The organism is Marinobacter sp., assembly GCF_052094685.1.
GTDB lineage: Bacteria > Pseudomonadota > Gammaproteobacteria > Pseudomonadales > Oleiphilaceae > Marinobacter.
In genome coordinates, this window is sequence record NZ_JBQDKB010000014.1 from 20,355 (window position 1) to 39,659 (window position 19,305).

The 19,305-nt window shown below is 49.4% G+C and carries 18 protein-coding genes and 1 pseudogene; all 19 read left to right on the forward strand.

The window, feature by feature from the left end:
* Window positions 1-2 precede the first annotated feature (2 nt).
* A complete protein-coding gene (locus tag ACTH3S_RS04925; RefSeq protein ID WP_441807913.1) occupies window positions 3-2,204 on the forward strand; it encodes a polysaccharide biosynthesis tyrosine autokinase in 2,202 nt (733 codons plus the stop codon).
* A 141-nt stretch (window positions 2,205-2,345) separates the two neighbouring features.
* Window positions 2,346-2,723 (forward strand): hypothetical protein, encoded by a 378-nt coding sequence (locus ACTH3S_RS04930; protein WP_441807914.1) that lies wholly within the window; start codon window positions 2,346-2,348, stop codon window positions 2,721-2,723.
* Between the two features lie 2 nt (window positions 2,724-2,725).
* Window positions 2,726-3,874 (forward strand): hypothetical protein, encoded by a 1,149-nt coding sequence (locus ACTH3S_RS04935; protein ID WP_441807915.1) that lies wholly within the window; start codon window positions 2,726-2,728, stop codon window positions 3,872-3,874.
* A 2-nt stretch (window positions 3,875-3,876) separates the two neighbouring features.
* The gene (locus tag ACTH3S_RS04940; protein ID WP_441807916.1) at window positions 3,877-4,104 is read left to right on the forward strand and encodes a hypothetical protein; all 228 of its coding nucleotides are present in this window, start codon (window positions 3,877-3,879) and stop codon (window positions 4,102-4,104) included.
* A 112-nt stretch (window positions 4,105-4,216) separates the two neighbouring features.
* The gene (locus ACTH3S_RS04945; RefSeq protein ID WP_441807917.1) at window positions 4,217-4,912 is read left to right on the forward strand and encodes a hypothetical protein; all 696 of its coding nucleotides are present in this window, start codon (window positions 4,217-4,219) and stop codon (window positions 4,910-4,912) included.
* 211 nt (window positions 4,913-5,123) lie between these two features.
* Window positions 5,124-6,554: a lipopolysaccharide biosynthesis protein gene (locus tag ACTH3S_RS04950; protein ID WP_441807918.1), complete on the forward strand. Its 1,431-nt coding sequence runs from the start codon at window positions 5,124-5,126 to the stop codon at window positions 6,552-6,554.
* The gene (locus tag ACTH3S_RS04955) at window positions 6,536-7,669 is read left to right on the forward strand and encodes a polysaccharide pyruvyl transferase family protein (RefSeq protein ID WP_441807919.1); all 1,134 of its coding nucleotides are present in this window, start codon (window positions 6,536-6,538) and stop codon (window positions 7,667-7,669) included. The genes ACTH3S_RS04950 and ACTH3S_RS04955 overlap by 19 nt, the downstream gene beginning before the upstream one ends.
* Window position 7,670: 1 nt before the next feature.
* The gene (locus tag ACTH3S_RS04960) at window positions 7,671-8,501 is read left to right on the forward strand and encodes a glycosyltransferase family 2 protein (RefSeq protein WP_441807920.1); all 831 of its coding nucleotides are present in this window, start codon (window positions 7,671-7,673) and stop codon (window positions 8,499-8,501) included.
* Complete coding sequence (locus tag ACTH3S_RS04965) at window positions 8,498-9,610, forward strand: CapA family protein (protein WP_441807921.1); 1,113 nt, start codon at window positions 8,498-8,500, stop codon at window positions 9,608-9,610. Before ACTH3S_RS04960 ends, ACTH3S_RS04965 begins: the two co-directional genes overlap by 4 nt.
* Window positions 9,607-10,626: an ATP-grasp domain-containing protein gene (locus ACTH3S_RS04970; protein ID WP_441807922.1), complete on the forward strand. Its 1,020-nt coding sequence runs from the start codon at window positions 9,607-9,609 to the stop codon at window positions 10,624-10,626. Before ACTH3S_RS04965 ends, ACTH3S_RS04970 begins: the two co-directional genes overlap by 4 nt.
* 72 nt (window positions 10,627-10,698) lie before the next feature.
* A complete protein-coding gene (locus ACTH3S_RS04975) occupies window positions 10,699-11,124 on the forward strand; it encodes a hypothetical protein (protein ID WP_441807923.1) in 426 nt (141 codons plus the stop codon).
* A gap of 123 nt (window positions 11,125-11,247) precedes the next feature.
* The gene (locus ACTH3S_RS04980) at window positions 11,248-12,267 is read left to right on the forward strand and encodes an EpsG family protein (protein ID WP_441807924.1); all 1,020 of its coding nucleotides are present in this window, start codon (window positions 11,248-11,250) and stop codon (window positions 12,265-12,267) included.
* A gap of 111 nt (window positions 12,268-12,378) precedes the next feature.
* Window positions 12,379-13,395, forward strand: coding sequence for an NAD-dependent epimerase/dehydratase family protein (locus ACTH3S_RS04985; protein WP_441807925.1), 1,017 nt, complete (start codon window positions 12,379-12,381; stop codon window positions 13,393-13,395).
* Between the two features lie 117 nt (window positions 13,396-13,512).
* A complete protein-coding gene (tviB, locus tag ACTH3S_RS04990; RefSeq protein WP_441807926.1) occupies window positions 13,513-14,775 on the forward strand; it encodes a Vi polysaccharide biosynthesis UDP-N-acetylglucosamine C-6 dehydrogenase TviB in 1,263 nt (420 codons plus the stop codon).
* A gap of 12 nt (window positions 14,776-14,787) precedes the next feature.
* A complete protein-coding gene (locus ACTH3S_RS04995; protein WP_441807927.1) occupies window positions 14,788-15,873 on the forward strand; it encodes a glycosyltransferase in 1,086 nt (361 codons plus the stop codon).
* Window position 15,874: 1 nt separating this feature from the next.
* Window positions 15,875-16,900: a glycosyltransferase family 4 protein gene (locus ACTH3S_RS05000; protein ID WP_441807928.1), complete on the forward strand. Its 1,026-nt coding sequence runs from the start codon at window positions 15,875-15,877 to the stop codon at window positions 16,898-16,900.
* A 177-nt stretch (window positions 16,901-17,077) separates the two neighbouring features.
* Complete coding sequence (locus ACTH3S_RS05005; RefSeq protein ID WP_441807929.1) at window positions 17,078-17,272, forward strand: hypothetical protein; 195 nt, start codon at window positions 17,078-17,080, stop codon at window positions 17,270-17,272.
* A 13-nt stretch (window positions 17,273-17,285) separates the two neighbouring features.
* Window positions 17,286-17,852, forward strand: a pseudogene (locus tag ACTH3S_RS05010) (IS5 family transposase); the annotation flags it as partial.
* A gap of 191 nt (window positions 17,853-18,043) precedes the next feature.
* Window positions 18,044-19,303, forward strand: coding sequence for a glycosyltransferase family 4 protein (locus tag ACTH3S_RS05015; protein ID WP_441807930.1), 1,260 nt, complete (start codon window positions 18,044-18,046; stop codon window positions 19,301-19,303).
* Window positions 19,304-19,305: the final 2 nt, after the last annotated feature.

Consider the following 19,305-nt stretch of genomic DNA (forward strand, 5'->3'; position numbering starts at 1 on the left):
ACATGACAGACAACACAACAACCAGCATCGCAACCACACAAGACGACGAAATAGACCTGCTGGCCCTGATCGGCACCCTGTGGGACGGCAAATGGCTGATTGCCGCCGTAACCGTAGTGTTCACCGCCATCGGCGTGTTCTACGCCCTGATCCAACCGCCGGTATACCGCGCCAACGCCCTGATCCAGGTAGAAGAGAAAACAGGCGGCCTGCCGGGCATGGAAGACCTGGGCGGCCTGCTGGAAACCACCTCCAGCGCCAGCACTGAAATCGAACTGATCAAAAGCCGTCGGGTACTGGGCCAGGTAGTGGACAACCTGAACCTGGACATCGTTACCAGCCCGGATTATTTCCCCGTAGTAGGCGCCACCCTGGCCCGCCGCTTCAGTGGCGAACCCGGCGAGCTGGCCCAACCCAAATGGGGCGAAGGCTACGCCTGGGGCGGTGAAAAACTCACCATCACCCGCATGGACGTACCGGGCGGGTCCGGCGCCTTCACACTGGTAGCCGGCGGCAACAACAGCTGGCAGCTGTTTAACGAAGACGAAGAGCTGGTACTGGAAGGCCAAACCGACACCCCGGCAGACGCCAACGGCTACGGCCTGATGGTTGCCGAACTCATTGCCCGCCCCGGCACCCGCTTCAACGTAAGCAAACGCAGCCAATACGCCGCCACCATGGACCTGCAAAGGGGCGTATCCGCTAGCGAAAAAGGCAAAGGCTCCGGCATCATCGAGCTGGCCTACGAACACACCAACCCCGCTATGGCCGAACAGGTGCTGGCCGAAGTGGGCCAGAACTACGTCCGACAGAACGTAGAACGGGCCAGCGCCGAAGCCGCCCAGTCCCTGGAATTCTTGCGAAGAACCCTGCCGGAAGTAAAGCAGGAACTGGAAGCCGCCGAAGAGAAGTTCAATAACTACCAGGTGCAGGAAGAAACCATCGACATCAGCGCCGAAGCCTCGGCAGTGCTGGACCAGATCGTCAACCTGGAAGCCCAGATCTCTCAGCTGGAATTCCAGCGCGCCGAAATTGAACAACGCTTTCAGCCCACCCACCCGCGCTACCGGGCCTGGGCCTCACAAATGGCGGAACTCAAAGGCCGCCGCGCCGAACTGGACGCCCGCATCGGCCGCCTGCCAGAAACCCAGCAAGAACTGGTACGCCTGCGCCGTGATGTGGAAGTGGGCAACAAAATCTACCTGCAAATGCTCTCTAACATCCAGCAACTGGACATCGCCCGGGCCGGCACCGTGGGCAACGTACGGGTAGTGGACGACGCCGTGGTAAACACCCAGGCCCCGGTAAAACCCAAGCGCGCCCTGATCGCCGCCGTAGCCCTGCTGCTGGGCGGTATGATTGGCACCGGCATCGTACTGGTGCGGGCCATGCTGAACCGCGGCATCGAGAACCCGGACGACATCGAAAAGCTCGGCCTGCCGGTATACGCCACCGTGCCGCTGTCTGACACCCAGGAACAGATGGCCAAAAAGAAACGGGGCCGAAAGGAACACACATCCGGACTTCTGGCCGTTGCCAACCCCGCAGATCTAGCGGTTGAAAGCCTGCGCAGCCTGCGCACCAGCTTGCACTTCGGCATGATGGACGCCCGCAACAACATCCTGATGATCTCCGGCCCCAGCCCTGGCGTGGGCAAAACCTTTGTCTCCGTCAACCTGGCCGCCGTCATGGCCATGGCCAACCAACGGGTGCTGCTGGTGGATGCTGATATGCGCCGCGGCTTCTCCCACGATGTCTTCGGCGTAAGCAACCACAAAGGCCTGTCGGACCTTTTGGCCGGCAAAGTAACAGTAGAAGAAGCCACCGAACACAGCGGCGTAGAAGGCCTGGACTTCATCAGCCGCGGCACCGTACCGCCTAACCCGTCTGAACTGCTGATGAGCAAACGCTTTGACGAGTTCCTGAAACAAGCCAGCGCCAACTACGACCTGGTCATCGTAGACACCCCGCCTATCCTTGCCGTAACCGACCCAGCCATCGTAGGCAAGCATGCAGGCACCACCATGCTGGTCGCACGCTTTGGCACTAACCCCGCTAAAGAGCTGGAACTCACCAAACGCCGCTTTGAACAAAACGGCATAGAAGTGAAGGGTGTGATCTTTAACGCCGTAGAAAAGAAAGCCTCTAACTATGGCTATGGCGGCTACGGTTACTACAACTACGCCTACAAGTCCGCGAAGTAAGCAGGCTACAAAGGGGGCGAACCCCTCGAGGTCAGACCCCACCCAAGGCCAGCGACAAACATTCGCACAATTGTTGACGGCACAACCTCACACCGCCATCATCTTGTTTAACAAAGCTATTATCCGAGGAGAATAAAGGCCATGGCAGGCTTTCCAAAACAGTGGCCCGAGTGTTGCCCGCCTGATGATGCACCGCCGGCCGAAGGCGTTGTGTACCGAATTTGCCGAGAGAATCCGCCAGCCCCAGGAGACTTCCAGTCCCATGCCGAGCTCGGTAAGTCATCAAAAGGCGACCCTTGCATGCGGCACGGCTTGTCGGTTTTTCGTGACATTTCAGAGGCTCAACACCTGACGGGTATTTTTCCAAAGCTGGGCAAGTTGATTTTTCGTGGTGAGTTGACGGCCGAACACGGTAAGATCAAGCCTACACCGGCGAAGCTAAGGCCATCACATGTGACCTGGTGGCCATTTGAAGAAGTTGAACGCGCCGCCGCCTTCACAGTCAGCAGCGAGGGTTAACAATGGACTGGCAAATCAAAGGTCTTACTTGTGACCCCAGTAATTTTCAAAACATTGAAATTCTCGATGTTTTAATAGACGTTGACGGCCCACGACTGTTCACCGCTGAAACCGGGTTGTGTACAGCTTTGGTTATGCTGGTAGACGAAGATGACCAGCGTGCTCGCTATTTGGTGGCACCTACCAACGATGAAATTGTCAGCCAGCTTGAAAACGGCATTGTCACCGTCCGAAAAGCGGTAGACCAACCTCTAGTATGGGTGTTGGAGGCTAATCATGCGCTGGAGCCCCAAAACGCCTGGCGAACAACCCTGAGTGGCTTGCCTGAATCCGTGTTGCCAGAGAAAGAGCGAATGCTTTGGCCTCACCTGCAACCGGCATTTCGTTTACGCGCCATCGGCGAGGGGCTATCAGCTGGCACGGTGCCTTCCAGCGTAATCCGGCAAGTCGTTGAGGGGGCCAGCACCGCTTTAAGAAAAGCCGCTGCCCACGTGTACAAAGAGCCCGCCAAACAAGGCCGTGTTAGTAATTCCAGAAAGCGTTTGTACGATCTGCCCGTGCAACACTTTGCCTACAACAGCTTCGAAGTGGCGTTCAGTCTTCCTGAAGAATCGCAGGAGTGCCTGCTGCAAGACGACGCAGATGCGGAAATGCATCAAATTGGCAGTGCCCTGGCACATGCTATTCGCCGTTCAGAAGGCAGCGACGATAACGATTCCGAGCTTGAAACTCTTGAAATTGAGCTTCTGGAAGCGCTTGAAAAACTGGTACCACCGTTGTCAGGCATTGTTACAGAGTTTGAGGTGGGCGGAACCATTTTAGGGAAAGGCGATGAAACCTATCGGCTTGGCCGAGAAACATCCAAACGCGTAAAAAGAGTGCTTCAGGCCGTGAGAACAAAAGAAGAAAAAATCACCACTCTGGAAGGCCTGGTATCGGAAATGGACCGCGACAATTTCACGTTCACTCTTCGCCAAACCTCCGATCACAAAGACCACGTATGTTCGTTTTCGGCTGAGATCTTTGATGAAGTGATGGCCGCGTTTGTTAACGAAAGCCGAGTGGCAATCAGTGGGCGAGAAACGCTGAAAAATGGCAACATCGATGTCTCCATTTTTAACGAAGTAGGCGGCGATTCCACCCAGGTGTGAAGTTGGAAACGATAGAACAAGACCAGCACTTCAAAGCGCTGAAGACGACCTTGGTGGAGGAAATCAGTCGTCTGCTCGGCACCAGTACCAAACTGGCAGAATCCGTTATTGATAAGGCACTTGCTGGAGAGCCAAAAAGCTACGACTGGATGTGGAATGAATCGCCAACGTCAGCTGAGAAATACGAAGAAAAGCTATACAACCTTCAGCGAGTGCACGTTTCATTCTGATTGGAAGGTTACCCACGCTTGGAATATCAGAAACACAGGCCCGCTTTTTGACCAGTGTTGCTTCAAGCAAAGAGTTGAACTCACCGCCGATGAACTCGGCAGAAGCCCGTTAATGGAATACACGTCGGTGTTTTCCCGCTGTGACCTAAACGAGCTTGTGTTAACCGATATGGTTCTGGATATCCCGCTATTTGATCCGGCAAAGAAAAAGGACACAAGGCTTGCTAGCCTTGACCTAAAAAGTTGTACCTTTGAAGAGCGGGTTGTAATCAGCAAGCTGAAAGGCGCGGCGGCGGTTGTTTTGCGGTCAACCGTCTTCAACGAAAAGTTTACGTTGATTGGCGGCCAGTGCCGAAAATTCGTTGCAGTTGATACCAATTTCGAAAAACTAGCAGATTTCTACGAGTCACAGTTCCATGAATTCCACATGGAGAAATCGATATTCCGCGATTTCGCCGGGTTCGAGAAATGCGCGTTCGGGATCGATAAGTCTGGGCCTGTAACCCCTATTACGCTTCGGTACGTAACCTTTTACAGTTTCATCAACTTCCGCGAAGCTAGGTTTAATCAGGCGCTGGACCTGCGAGCTACCAACCGCCAGCACGAACCAAACTTTCTGGACGCTGCCTTCAGCCCCGCAGCCCTGAACAAGACCGACAGAGAAACCTTCCGCATCATCAAACACTCCTTTGATGCAGTGGGCAACCGAATAGAAGCCAACAAATACTTCGCCCACGAGATGCAGGCCTACCGGCGGCACCGGCAAACGAACTCGCCAACGGCTTTTTACCACTCCGATCGCTATTGAGTGAGGAGCTGCAACCGCTGGCATTCTGGGTGTTGATTGCCATGGTGGTGATTTCTACCTTGACCTGGCATGTGCTGGTGGCGGTTCGGCGGCATGCGCGGCGGTAACCGGCTACAACGCTCAGTCTGACCAATACCCACGATATTCATTAAACTAACACCCTTGTCTCCACCCATACGTAGCAAGAAGCACCAGCGAGTATTAGCCCCCAGTGAGCCTGAAGCAGCAAGCCATCACCGGCGTAAAATGGAATTTTGTACAGCAATTCAGCGTACAAATCATAAACTTCGGTGTTCAAGTCATACTGGCCAGGCTGCTGATGCCGGAAATGTTCGGCCTGATTGCCATGGTCATCGTGTTTATCTCCATCGGCACAGCGCTGATGGACAGCGGCATGACCAGCTCGCTCATCCGTACCAAAGAGCCAGACCAGACAGATTATTCCACTGTATTTGTCACAAACCTGATCGTAAGCTTTGCAGTCTATGGCGTGGTCTTCCTGTCTGCGCCCTATATCGCCGCCTTCTACAATCAGGACGTACTCACCGACATAATCCGCTTGCTCGCGCTAAGCTTCGTCATCCGGGCCTTCGTCGCAGTACATGTAGCAAAGCTCACCAAGGAAATGAACTTCAAGCTGCAAATGCAGCTGCAAATCCCCGCAACAATCATGTCGGGTATTGTTGGCGTTACCATGGCGTACATGGGCTATGGAGTGTGGAGCCTGGTGTGGCTCAATCTCGCGCAGGCGATTGTGTTTACCGTCCAGAACTGGGTGTTCATACCCTGGAAACCGTCGTTGGTTTTCGACAAAGAGCGCTTCAAGTACCACTTCAAGTTTGGGTACAAGCTAACGCTATCGAGCCTTATCGACACCGTATACAACGACGCATACCGAATCGTGATCGGTAAATTCTACTCTCCGGCTCAGGTTGGTTACTTTCACCAGGCTGAAACCTTGCGCTTGTTCCCCGTGAACCAACTTAGCGCGGTGCTGGGGAAGGTTACGTACCCGTACTTTTCGAATATTGACAACGATGCGGCCCTAAAAAGCGCATATAGAAAAACCATGAAACTGGTAATGTTCGTCACTCTTCCTGTCATGTTGTCGTTAATTTTAGTGGCGGAAGAAGGCTTTCGTTTTGTGTTCGGTGAAAAATGGCTACCCGCAGTTCCCTATTTCCAATTACTAGCTTTGGCATCTATCATACGGCCGGTCAGTTCATATAATTTGAATATTCTGAAAGTAAAAGGCCGTAGTGACTTATTTCTCCTGGTCGAGATCATAAAGAAAATCATAGGTGTTTTGTTCTTAGTGATTGGGCTGTCGTTCGATGTGATCGGTCTTGTTATTTCTTTAGTTGCATTTTCGTTCGCTTCCTATCTCATAAACTCAATCTATAGTGGGAAGTTGATAAGCTATAGGTTACTGGAACAGGTTAAAGATCTAGCGGTTGTCGTAGCAATTGGCATATCAACCTTTGCGTCTCTCTCTTTGGCTAAGAGTTATCTGGATCAATTTTTGAGCTCAGACATCATCTCAATTCTGATCTTTGGAACACTTCTACCGATACTATACGCTGGACTCTGTGTTCTCCTCGATAGAGAGCTAAAGAACATTGTTTGGAGCTTAAGAAAGTGAGTGTTTTTACTTCAGATATTCTATTCACTGGCTTCTACGGTCAAAAAAATACGGGTGATGATGCCTTTGTTGAGGTTGCGGCTTGGGGTGCTAAGCAGTATTGGCAAGTAGAGCGACCGACCTTCCTGGCACGAAAAAACAGTCTTCCCATAACACAGAACACGATGAAAGGCTACCCTTTCACTCTCCCAAGGAGTTACCACCTCCAGAATCAGTTACTGCTTAGAAACACGAAATGCCTAATCTCCGCTGGTGGCTCAACCATACATAGCAGGCTCGCAAAAAGGAATATCAAAGCTATGGCCACACAGCTGAAGCGGAATGGGGCAAACTTAAAGCTGGGCGCGATTGGCGTATCAATCGGGCCCTTTAAGAATACAGAGGATGAGAAAGCGGTAGCCGAATACCTGAAACACCTAGATTTCCTAGCTGTTCGTGATCAGCAGTCGTTCGAGTATGTCGAGCAGCTTGATCTTCCCTATAAGCCGGTGAATGCCTTTGACCTAGCCGCTTTGTTGCCTGAAATCTACACCTCAAAACCCGATGCTCAACGAGAGGATGAGCGAAAGGTGATTGGTATTAGTGTCTGTCCGTATGAAAGTATTAGTAATCCAGGTGCAATTGCTAATGAACACAAGCGCCACAGAATGCTCTGTGAGCTTTTGGCTGATATCCAAAAGAAGCATAATGTGCACTTCAAGTTTTTGGAAATCAACGGCCATGCACGTATCGGCGACTTAGAGCTGACGAAACGAACGATAGCAGACGCAAAGCTGAAAAATTTTGAGATAGTCCCTTATCAAAGGCAGACGATGGCCATGTGGAACGAAGTGAAGAGCTGTGACTTTATGATCTCAACTCGTTTACATGCTGCAATATTTGCCTGCTTTGCTGGCGTGCCTTTTGTACTTAATGAATATCATAGAAAGTGCGCTGATTTTCTGAATACGGTCGGATATCACGAAAGTTACCGAATTTATGATAGTGAGTATTCAATAGAAGAAACTTCAAACATGATAGTTGATGCAGTTAGCCAGAAAAAGTTTATAGAGCCGTCAATGAAGGAATCCGTGAGATCCAAGGCCCGGCTCAATTTCACTGGGGTGGAACTTTAAAATGTTCTCAGTCGTCATCCCCCTCTACAACAAAGAACTCAGCATCCGAAACACCATCCAGTCGGTGCTTAATCAAACCTGCCAGGATTTCGAGATTGTTGTTGTCAACGACGGTTCCACCGACAACAGTGCTGCGGTGGTTGAAGCTATCGTAGATGACCGGATTCGGCTTATTCACCAGAAAAACCAGGGCGTTTCCGCTGCGCGGAACCGGGGTATAGAGGAAGCTCGTTGCGAGTGGATTGCCTTTTTGGATGGTGATGACCTGTGGGATAAGGCGCATCTTCAAGAGATTTCATTAATGATGCAGAAGTTCCCGGACGACAAGGTTTTTGTGACGTCGTTTGAGTACTCAGATAAGCGGGCGATGTTCAGGCACCCCCGTAGCGAGCCGATTTTTAAGGTACAGAATTACTTTAAAGAAGCTATGAAGGAAAGCTTGATGTGGACCAGTATTGTGGTGGTTCATAAGAGCTGCGTTGAGGTGGTTGGCGGGTTTAACGAAAAACTGAATCGTGGTGAGGATTTGGATCTTTGGGCTCGGTTGGCAAGGGAGTATCAAGTTATTAAAAGTGAGAAAGTCACCGCAGTGTACCGAGTGGAGGCCGAGAATCGTAGCGTCAGTTCTTTCGATACCAGCAAGAGCCGTGTTTTTAACTACAACTTCCGTGACTCGAAGTCGCCTGATGAAACACTCTACTACAAGAATCAAATAACTAATGCGCTTAGATCCTATCTTATTTCCCGAAGAATTAGCCTCTTTGTGAAGCTATACGCAACGCACTACAGATATGTTTCTTTATTAAGTATCCTAAAGTTGAAGAAGTCATGAGAATATTAATTACCGGCGATCTGGTAGTCAGTCAACAATATAGTGCCAGCGAAAAGATTGGGGAAGATCTGGTTGAGTATTTTGCCGGATCCGATTTGAATATTGTCAATCTCGAAGCGCCAGTAACAAACTGCGAATCAAAGATAATCAAAACAGGCCCCCACCTTAAGGCTAATCGAGAGAGTACACTCGATGTTTTCAGGCATCTGAATGTATCAATAGCGGCCTTGGCCAATAATCATATCAAGGACTACGACGAACAAGGTGTCTTGGATACCATCGCGTTCTGCCGAGATAGCAATATTGATACGATGGGGGCCGGGAAGAATTACGAAGAGGCGGCAGAGACAAAAGTTGTCCAAACACCCGAAGGCAGTGTAGCGATTATCAATATCGCTGAAAACGAGTGGGCCAGTGCAGACGAAGCATCGGGCGGCGCTAATGGAATGTGCCTGATAAAAGACACAAAGAAAATCCAGGACGCAAGGCGCCATCATAATTTTGTGATTGTTATTGTCCATGGCGGCCATGAGTACTACAACCTCCCCAGCCCTCGAATGCAGAAGCAGTACCGATTCTATGTCGAGCAAGGTGCTGACTTGGTCGTTGGGCACCATACGCACTGTATAAGTGGCAATGAGGTGTACCAAGGCTCGCCTATTTTTTACAGTCTTGGCAACTTCCTTTTTACCAAGGAAAGCGTGCATCCGGATTGGTACACAGGTTTGGTGTTAGAAGTTGATATCTCAGATGGCAAGCTCCGTACCAGCGTTAAACCTGTCCACCAGAAGCCGAATACTTTCGAACTAGGTTTTTTGGAAGACTGTGCAGAGGTCAATCGCCGCATTGATGAGTACAGTGAGATTCTTCAGGACCGAGTTCGTTTAGAACAAGCCTGGCATGAGTTTGTGAAGCAACGTCAGCGCAGTTACCTTGGCTATTGGTCGGTAAAAGTTTTTATCAAGAATCGGTACATCAATGCGCTATTAAATCGTCTAGGGTTCCGGCTCACCACAACTCGCGCATTAAGCTATTTCCTAAATCTGATGCGATGTGAGGCCCATGCAGACCTCTCCCGAGCTGTCATCAAAGAAAACTTAAAGCCATGAAAATTGCCATCCACCACCGCCCCGGAAGCTTCTCTGACCGCTGGATCGCCTATTGCGAAAAGACAAGCATTCCCTACAAACTCGTCAACGCCTTTGACAGCGACTTAGTTGAACAGCTGAGCGATTGCGATGCTTTCATGTGGCACCACCATCACGCGGTGTATAAAGACGTGGTAGCAGCCAAGAAGGTCCTGTTCGCGCTGGAGCACGCCGGAATTAAGGTGTTCCCGGATTTCAAAACCGGTTGGCACTTTGACGACAAGGTGGCTCAGAAGTATTTGCTGGAAGCCATCGGAGCGCCGTTGGTACCGAGCTATGTGTTCTACGACAAGCAAGAAGCGCTTGCGTGGGCCAAGGCTACAATCTATCCCAAGGTCTTCAAGCTCAAGGGCGGTGCTGGCGCGGCAAACGTTCGGCTGGTTCGCTCAGAAGGAGAGGCAAGAAAACTGATCGCTAAAGCTTTCGGGAATGGCTTCCCGCAGTATGATCGCTTAGCAGCGCTGAAGGAGCGGTTCCGAAAGTTTCGACAAAAACAGGCTTCTCTGTTCTATGTGCTAAAGGGTGTGGGGCGTTTGCTGTATACCACAGACTTTGCCAAGCAGCAGCCTAATGAAAGAGGGTATATTTATTTCCAAGACTTCATACCTAAAAATAAATCGGATACCCGTATTGTCGTTGTAGCTGGTAAGTATGCAGCCGGCGAAAGGCGTTTGGTCCGTGAGGGCGATTTTAGAGCATCGGGAAGTGGGCTATACAATTACCAAGATATCCCAGAAACGCAAGTGGCCTTGGCTTTCAGTATTGCAAAGAAGCTGAAATTACAATCCGTTGCATTTGACTTTATTAAAGATAATGGGCGAGATTTAATTGTTGAATTGAGCTATGGGTTTGGAACGGAAGGTATTTTGAAAGCGGCAGGGTACTGGGACAGCGAACTAAATTGGTATGTGGGTGAATTTAATCCACAAGAGTGGATGGTGGAGTTGATTCTTCAAAAGCAACCTCGCTGTTTCTAATATTCAGAAAAGAGGTAGCGTCTATTCGACACATCGCACTTCGCCAACCACCAGCCCAACGAAAGAGGGTATGTGTACTTTCAGGACTTCGTGCCGGGCAACAATTCTGACCTGCGGGTGATTGTTATTGGGAGCAGGGCCTTCGCCGTTAAACGGTTCGTTAGAGAGAATGATTTCCGGGCGTCGGGTAGTGGGGCTATAGAGTTTAGCCGGGAAGCTATGGATGAGCGGTGTGTGGCATTGGCGTTTGAGGTTAACAAGAAGCTTAGTGCCCAGGTAGTGGCTTATGACTTTGTTTACGACGAAGCGGGGAACCCTTTGATTGTGGAGATTTGTTATGGGTGTGCTGTGGAGTTTTATGATCCTTGCCCGGGGTATTGGGATGAGGGATTGAATTGGGTTGAGGGTGGGTTTGTTCCTCAGGAGTGGATGGTGGATATGCTATTGCGCGGTGGAAAAATACAAGTTGATATTAATGTTAATTATTTAGTTCGTTAATTATTGGCTGTCTCAGAACTAGTGAGCGATAGCTCATAAATGTCAAGGTTGATAGAGTTTGATTTGGTGTGGTTTGAGTTATTTAGATAATTCGAAATTGGTTTTTTATAGTCAGAGCTTTTCATGGTTCTTATAGTCGGTGTTTCATTAATTGTTTTAATGGGGGCTCTGGTTCCAAGGAAGGAGCAGGCGCCTTTCTTGTTTTTTAGTTTTTTTTTCCTGCTTTTTTTGTCTGCATTTCGAGCTTTGACTGTCGGTACTGATACCGTTCATTACGAACACTACTTCTTGGAAATTGCTTCCGGTACTGAATGGTTGCGACATGCTATTGAGCCAGGTTGGGTGTTTATAAATGAATTGGTGATACAGTTAGGTGGTGATTTTAGAGATGTGTTGGTTTTGGCGACGCTTTTGACTGTTGCTCCTGTTTTCTACGTGGCGTCCCGCTACAGTAAGAATCCAATGTTTACGATATTTCTTTACTGTACTTTATATTTTTATTGGTATTCATTTAACATAACAAGGCAGTCAATAGCTGTTGGTTTTGTTTTAGTTGGGGTGATGTTTTTTGTTCATGGAAGGTCTCTTGCTTTCTCTCTTTTTGTTTTACTGGCATCGATGTTTCATTATTCGGCATTGTTTTCGCTGATATTTCTTTTCGCGAAAAAAGTTCCGAATAAGAGGTTTCATCTGGTTTTGTTGGTGTTCGTTTCGATGCTCCTAGGACTAATAGGGGTTGATTTGATTATTAGTTTGATAGGTCAAACTGGATATAAAAATTATATTTATAGCTACGGATCGGGCAATGTTTCCGGGAATTTATATTATCTGTTGATTCTTAATTCCTTTTTTGTTTTTGTTGTTTTTTTTGTTAAAAGTGTAAGTGTGGAAGTTAAATTATTCTTTGTTTTTGTGCTTGTTCAGAATTTGTTGGTCAGAATTCCTTTTGGGGATCGACTTGTTCTGTATTTTTCAATGATTCAAGTGGTGTTTTTCCCCTATTTTCTTGGCAATATTAGATCTAAGGACGCTTATTTGAAGATTGTTGTGAGTTTTGTTGTAGTGGTTTATGCGTTTGTGATTCTTTACCAAAAGCTTGGTGCTGGCCAAATACTGCCATACAAGAATGTGCTTCTTATATAGTCTCTAGTTATTGTATGTCGTTATGTTGTAGTAAACCCTCAGCTTTTCCCTGTTAAGTTCTCGCTAAAACTTGGAATTTGATAATCACTGACCAGTTGTGGAGAAATTCTAATGCCTTCATACAAGTCTCTTACCGGGATTCTGTCGAGCAAATCTAGGACTTGGTTAATCACCGGAGTCGCCGGCTTCATAGGCTCCAGCCTCCTCGAACACCTCCTGAAGCTCAACCAACGGGTAGTAGGCCTGGACAACTTCGCCACCGGCCACCAAAGCAATCTGGATGAAGTCCAGTCTCTGGTTTCACCAGAGCAGTGGTCCCGCTTCACCTTCATCGAAGGCGATATCCGAAATCTGGAACACTGTCAGCAGGCCTGCGAAGGTGTGGATTACGTGCTGCACCAGGCCGCGCTGGGTTCGGTGCCTCGGTCTTTGAATGACCCCATCACCACCAATGCCGCCAATATTACCGGTTTTCTGAACATGCTGGTGGCAGCGCGGGATGCGGGGGTGAAGAGTTTCACGTATGCGGCGTCCAGCTCTACCTATGGCGACCACCCGGCGTTGCCGAAGGTGGAGGAGAACATTGGCAAGCCATTGTCGCCTTATGCGGTCACCAAGTATGTGAATGAGCTGTATGCGGAGGTGTTCGCCCGCAGTTACGGCTTCAAGGCCATTGGCCTGCGTTACTTCAATGTGTTCGGCAAGCGGCAGGACCCGGACGGTGCCTATGCCGCGGTTATCCCGAAATGGACCGCCGCCATGGTGCGGGGTGAGGATGTGTTCATCAACGGGGATGGCGAAACCAGCCGGGATTTCTGTTTTATCGAGAATGCGGTGCAGGCCAACCTGCTGGCGGCCACGGCGGAGGATTCTGCCAAAAACGAGGTATACAACGTGGCGGTGGGTGACCGCACCACTCTGAATGATCTGTTCGCCGCGCTGAAGAGTGCCCTGGCGGAGAATGGTGTGGTGTATGACAAAGAGCCGGTGTACCGGGATTTCCGGCCGGGGGATGTTCGGCATTCCCAGGCGGATATTGGTAAGGCGGCGAGTAAGCTTGGGTATGCGCCGGAGTTTAGGATTCGTGAGGGGATTGCTAAGGCTATGCCTTGGTATTTGGAGAACTGAAGTGGTTACGCCTGTTTGGTGACTGGCGCTGGCTTGTGTAGGGAGTCTGACCCGTGGGGTCAGACCCCTTTGTAGATTCAGGCTAAGAATATTTTTAATCTTTAATGGACTAACATCATGAAAAAAATTGCTGTTATCGGCCTGGGCTACGTAGGCCTGCCCCTTGCCGTTGCCTTTGGCGAAAAACGCCCGGTTGTGGGTTTTGATATCAACGCCAAGCGCATTGCCGAGCTGAAGCAAGGCGAGGACTTCACCCGTGAGGTTTCTTCTGAGGAACTGGCAGCAGCTTCGCAGCTGTCGTTCACCGATTCGCTGGATGACATTGCAGGCTGCTCAGTGTTCATCGTCACTGTGCCCACACCCATTGATGATTTCAAAACGCCGGATCTCACGCCGTTGGTGAAGGCTAGCGAAAGTGTGGGCAAGGTGCTTAAATCCGGCGATATTGTGATTTACGAATCCACCGTGTACCCGGGTGCCACCGAAGAGGTGTGTGTGCCGGTGCTGGAGCGGGTGTCTGGCCTTAAGTTTAACGAGGACTTCTACGCCGGTTACAGCCCGGAGCGGATTAACCCGGGGGATAAGGAACACCGGGTGACCACCATCATGAAGGTCACCTCCGGCTCTACCCCCGCCATTGCCGAGGAAGTGGATGCCCTGTACGCAGATATCATCACCGCCGGTACCCATAAGGCCAGTTCCATCAAAGTGGCGGAAGCGGCCAAGGTGATCGAGAACACCCAGCGAGATCTGAACATTGCGCTGATGAACGAGCTGGCCATGATCTTCGCCAAGCTAGGCATTGATACCCACGAAGTACTGGCTGCTGCTGGTACCAAGTGGAACTTCCTGCCGTTCAAGCCCGGCCTGGTGGGCGGCCACTGCATTGGGGTAGACCCGTACTACCTCACCCACAAAGCCCAGGCCATTGGCTACCACCCGGAAATCATCCTGGCGGGCCGCCGCACGAACGATGGCATGGGCCCCTATGTGGCGTCGGAACTGGTAAAAGCGATGATCAAAGCCGGCCACACCATCGCCAATGCCCGGGTGCTGGTAATGGGCTTTACCTTCAAGGAAAACTGCCCGGATTTGCGCAACACCCGGGTGATTGACGTGGTGAAAGAACTGCAGGACTTTGGCTGCCAGGTAGACGTAACCGACTGCTGGGCAGATAGCGCCGAGGCGGAGCATGAATACGGCATCAGCCTGACGGATAAGCCGGAGCAGGGCAGCTACAGCGGTGTGATTGTAGCGGTGCCCCATAAAGAATACGCGGCCATGAGTGCCGGTGATCTGCGGGGTTACCTCAAGGCTGAGGGTGTGTTGCTTGACCTGAAGGGGGTGTTGCCTTTGGGTGAGGCGGATTTGCGGTTGTAACCGGAGTTAGGGATGAGGATTCTCTGTGTAATTGACAGCCTTGGCTCTGGGGGAGCGCAGCGCCAGCTTGTGAACTTGGCTATAGCCTTCAAGGCTGAGGGCCACGATGTTGAATTTTTGGTCTATCACTCACAGCCTTTTTTTTATGAAGAACTGGAACGACACGATATTAGGGTAATGGAAGTTCTGGAAAGCAATTACTTGAAGCGAGTCATTAAGATGCGCTCGGTCATAAGGTCCGGCGGTTATGATTCGGTTCTTTCTTTTCTGGAAGCCGCATCTTTCATCTGCACATTGGCTGGCTTTCCGTTTCGCCGATGGAGGCTTGTCGTTGGTGAGCGGAGTGCAAATCCATCGATTCTGACTTCATTTAAGTTACGGTTTTACCGTTTTTTTCATCTCTTCGTCGATGCGGTTGTTGCTAACTCGCATGCGAACTTGAATATGATAAAAGAAGCAAATCCTCTAATTCCTAGGAAGAAACTTAAGGTTCTCTATAATTTGATTGATTTTGATCGCTTCGAGTTTAAAGAAGATGGTTATATTTTTAGGAGAAGCGGAAAGTTCAATCTTTTGGTTGTAGCAAGCCATCAGCATTTGAAGAATCTCAGCGGGCTAGTTGAAGCTGTTAATCTCCTTTCTGCCGACGAAAAGTCCCAGCTAATTGTCAACTGGTACGGTGGGGATCGCTCAGATAACTCTAAGCGTGAGGCAATGGAGAAAATTGAAGAGTATGGCCTCAATGATTTGTTTTTTTTTCATCACCCAACTTCCAAAATAGAAGAGAAGGTTAATCAGGCAGATGCGCTTGGACTGTTCAGCTTCTATGAAGGGTTTCCGAATGTGGTATGTGAGGCGATGGCTAACTCAAAGCCCGTGATCTCATCAAATGTATCAGATGTTTCCTTGTTTTTAGGTCCAGAATACACTTTCAGTCCTCATGATTCTTCTAGTCTGAGTGATATTCTTAAGAGGGTTTTGGCAATGGATAAGGAAGAGCTAGAGTCTGCCGGAAGGAAGAACCTAGAGGTTGCTAGGTATAGTTTCGAGCCTGAGAAAATTGTTAAATCTTACCTCTCTCTTTTAGCCGGACAATAGTATGAGTGTATTGGTGTTGGGCTATTTTGGTTATGTAAATAATCAATTAGATGGCCAGACAGTAAAGACAAGAAGTATTTTTTCTCTAGTTCGTGGGAAAATTGATGGCGATGTCTATTATTTCGATACTCAGGAGTTCAAGGTATCTAAGCTAAGAATCTTCCTGTTGGTGCGCCTTCTGATGAAGGTTAAGGTTTTGATTTATCTTCCCGCGCAGGGAAACCTAAAGTATGTTTTCCCTTTTATTTATTTCCTTTCTAAAATATTGGGTTTCAAAATTAACTATGCTGTTGTTGGTGGTTGGTTGGTAGAATTTTTGAAGGATAAGCCCATTCATCGTTATATGCTTTCAAGAATCCATCGTATTTTTGCTGAAACGGAGACGGTTTATCGAGGACTGCAATGTTTGGGGTTCTCGAACGTGTCAAAGCTACATAATTTCAGGCTGACCGAATACCCGGAGGTTTTTGGTGGTGAATCTGATGGCGACGCCCTTAAGCTCTGTTACATGGGGAGGGTTAACCCATTAAAAGGTGTGGATACTATATTCAAACTGGAAAAAGAGTTAAAGCGTGCCGGGCTCGGGGGAGCTGTAGCTATTGATCTATACGGACCTATTTCCCCTGATTACCAAGAAAGGTTTTTCAGGATTCTAAAGGGATCATCGGTGAATTATTTTGGGCCCATTGAGCCAGATTGCATTTATGATGTCCTAAGGGGCTATGATCTAATGCTGTTTCCGACTAAGTTCTATACGGAGGGCTTTCCTGGAAGCATCTTGGATGCATATATATGTGGCGTTCCCGTAGTTGCGACCGAGTGGCTAAATGCGCATGAGTTTGTGGAGGATGGGCGGACAGGGTTTGTTGTAAATTTTGATAATGAAGAAGAATTTATTTCTACGGTATTAAAGGTCGTAACAAAGCCCGAAACTTTGCTTATTTTGAAGGAAGGTGCGCTCAAAAAGCGCGATGAGTATAGTTCGGAGAAAGCTTGGAATATTATAAGTGGTGAAGTTGTAAATTAATCATTTCATAGTTTATGTTTTTTGCAATATTTTTTGTTTTGATTGGTTTTGTATTATTGAAGCTGATTGATTTCTACTTTCGTATTTGTAAATTTAAATTATTTAAGGAGACTCTGAATAAGTCTCCAAAATCAGCGATAATACGGCGATCGTCAACCGCATAGGATCGTTGCCACCATGGATCAGATCACCTTCTCCGAAGCCGAGTACCAGACCAAGAAGCGTAAAACCCGCCGCGAGATCTTTCTGGAACGGATGGACAAGCTGATTCCGTGGAAGCAGTTGGAAAAGAAGGTAGCCCGTTATTACCCCAAGGGCCAGAACGGACGGCCTCCCTATCCTTTGTCTGCCAGACGAAACAACGATCCTTAAGTTCCGTCATTTTCTGGAGCAGCATGGTCTCGGCAAGGTGCTGTTCAAAGAGGCGAACAAGCACCTGGAGAAAAACGGCCTGATGCTGCGTGAAGGCAGCATTGTTGATGCCACCATCATCTCTGCACCCAGCTCCACAAAGAACAGTTCTGGCAATCGTGACCGAATCGTCGGACCGCCAGAGATGCACCAAACCCGAAAAGGTAACGAATGGCACTTCGGCATGAAGATGCACATTGGTGTCGACGACACTCTGGGCCTGATCCATAGCATCGATACCACCGAAGCCAACGTTCATGACATTGTGCCCTCCGGTAAATTGCTGCACGGCGAAGAACGTCGAGTCTTTGGTGATGCCGGCTACCTCGGCATACAAAAGCGAGGCGAGCACACGCACCGTAAGAATGTGTCTTGGTTCATCGCCAAGCGCCCGGGTTCACGGAAGGCCCTTAATGCTGACAAGCTGAAAGCCGAGAAAATCAAAGCCAGCATCCGCTCAAAAGTGGAACATCCGTTCCGGTACATCAAGCAGGTGTTCGGCTACAACAAGGTTCGCTATCGCGGGCTGTCGAAAAACACCTGCTGGCATAGGGCCAGTGTGCCTATTTTCGGCCAAAATGGCGGAAAATAGGCGAAAATATACAAATAACGGGGAAATAGTGTCTGATTCCTCGGTTTTTTGCCGGCTCATGCCGATGCTGGTGAAAATTGGCGGTTATTCAGACCTTCCTTAAAATTAAGCTTTTAAAAAGCTATTCTGAGGTTAATGTTTTGAAAATAATCTACCTTCACCAATACTACACCTCCCCAGAAATGGCCGGCGGCACCCGCTCCTACGAAATGGCCCGCCGCATGGTAGCTGCCGGCCACGAAGTACATATGGTCACCAGCTATCGCGAGCAGGATGACAGCCGGCAAGGTTGGTTCCAGACTAATGAAGCCGGTATCCAGGTGCACTGGTACCCTGTGCCGTACTCCAACCACATGAGCTTTTTTCAGCGCTTGAAGGCTTTCTTCTCTTTTGCTTTAGCAGCTCGGAAAAAAGCGCTTCAGTTAGATGCCGATATTATTTTTGCAACCAGTACGCCACTGACTATCGCCTTGCCCGCAGTTCCCGCTTCCCGTAAGAAAAAGATTCCCATGGTGTTCGAGGTGCGGGATCTCTGGCCGGAAATGCCGATTGCGGTTGGAGCGCTGAAAAATCCGCTACTCAGGTTTGCTGCTCATCGGCTTGAGCATTGGGCCTACCACAATGCGGAAGCCGTGGTGGCGCTTTCTCCTGGCATGAAGGAGGGCGTATTGCGCACGGGGTATCCTGCCGAGAAAGTTGCAGTGATTCCCAATAGCAGCGACAACGCGGAGTTTCAGTACAACGCAGAAGCCGGCGCAAGATTTCGGGCACAGCGTGAGTGGCTGGGTGAGAGGCCTTTGCTGGTCTACACCGGTACCTTTGGGCCAACCAATGGCGTTGGCTATATGGTGCCGGTTGCGCAGGAGTTGCTTCGCCTGAATTCAGATGTTCGCATTCTTTTGGTGGGTGAGGGTAAGGAAAAGTCAGGGATAATCGAGCAGGCTGAACAAGCCGGTGTGCTGGGTAAGAATCTGTTTATCGAGGGAATGCTCCCGAAAAGAGACATTCCGGCACTGTTAAGTGCGGCTGATATGGCTTCTGCACTGTTTATCGATCTTCCAGAGATGCGACCAAATTCCGCAAACAAGTTTTTTGATGCTCTGGCTTCTGGCACGCCGGTAATGCTCAATTATGGCGGCTGGATGCATGAAATGGTCAATGCTAAAGGTTGTGGTCTTGCCATGTGGCGCGAATCTGCTGCCGACGTGGCCGAAGAATTGGATAAAAAGCTTAATGACAAGGAATGGTTGGCGCAGGCTGGAAAGTCTGCAAGGCTGCTGGCAGAAGAACACTTTGATCGTGACCTGCTTGCGAACCAACTAATACAGGTTTTGCAGGCAGCTGCTGATGGTCGGGCTGAGTTGGCGACGCAGATTGCGCCGGGTGAATATCGCTTTTAATT

Coding starts and splice junctions, on each gene's coding strand:
- ACTH3S_RS04925 (WP_441807913.1), top strand. CDS start 3: ATGACAGACAACACAACAACCAGCATCGCAACCACACAAGACGACGAA.
- ACTH3S_RS04930 (WP_441807914.1), top strand. CDS start 2,346: ATGGCAGGCTTTCCAAAACAGTGGCCCGAGTGTTGCCCGCCTGATGAT.
- ACTH3S_RS04935 (WP_441807915.1), top strand. CDS start 2,726: ATGGACTGGCAAATCAAAGGTCTTACTTGTGACCCCAGTAATTTTCAA.
- ACTH3S_RS04945 (WP_441807917.1), top strand. CDS start 4,217: ATGGAATACACGTCGGTGTTTTCCCGCTGTGACCTAAACGAGCTTGTG.
- ACTH3S_RS04960 (WP_441807920.1), top strand. CDS start 7,671: ATGTTCTCAGTCGTCATCCCCCTCTACAACAAAGAACTCAGCATCCGA.
- ACTH3S_RS04965 (WP_441807921.1), top strand. CDS start 8,498: ATGAGAATATTAATTACCGGCGATCTGGTAGTCAGTCAACAATATAGT.
- ACTH3S_RS04970 (WP_441807922.1), top strand. CDS start 9,607: ATGAAAATTGCCATCCACCACCGCCCCGGAAGCTTCTCTGACCGCTGG.
- ACTH3S_RS04980 (WP_441807924.1), top strand. CDS start 11,248: ATGGTTCTTATAGTCGGTGTTTCATTAATTGTTTTAATGGGGGCTCTG.
- ACTH3S_RS04985 (WP_441807925.1), top strand. CDS start 12,379: ATGCCTTCATACAAGTCTCTTACCGGGATTCTGTCGAGCAAATCTAGG.
- tviB (WP_441807926.1), top strand. CDS start 13,513: ATGAAAAAAATTGCTGTTATCGGCCTGGGCTACGTAGGCCTGCCCCTT.
- ACTH3S_RS04995 (WP_441807927.1), top strand. CDS start 14,788: ATGAGGATTCTCTGTGTAATTGACAGCCTTGGCTCTGGGGGAGCGCAG.
- ACTH3S_RS05000 (WP_441807928.1), top strand. CDS start 15,875: ATGAGTGTATTGGTGTTGGGCTATTTTGGTTATGTAAATAATCAATTA.
- ACTH3S_RS05005 (WP_441807929.1), top strand. CDS start 17,078: ATGGATCAGATCACCTTCTCCGAAGCCGAGTACCAGACCAAGAAGCGT.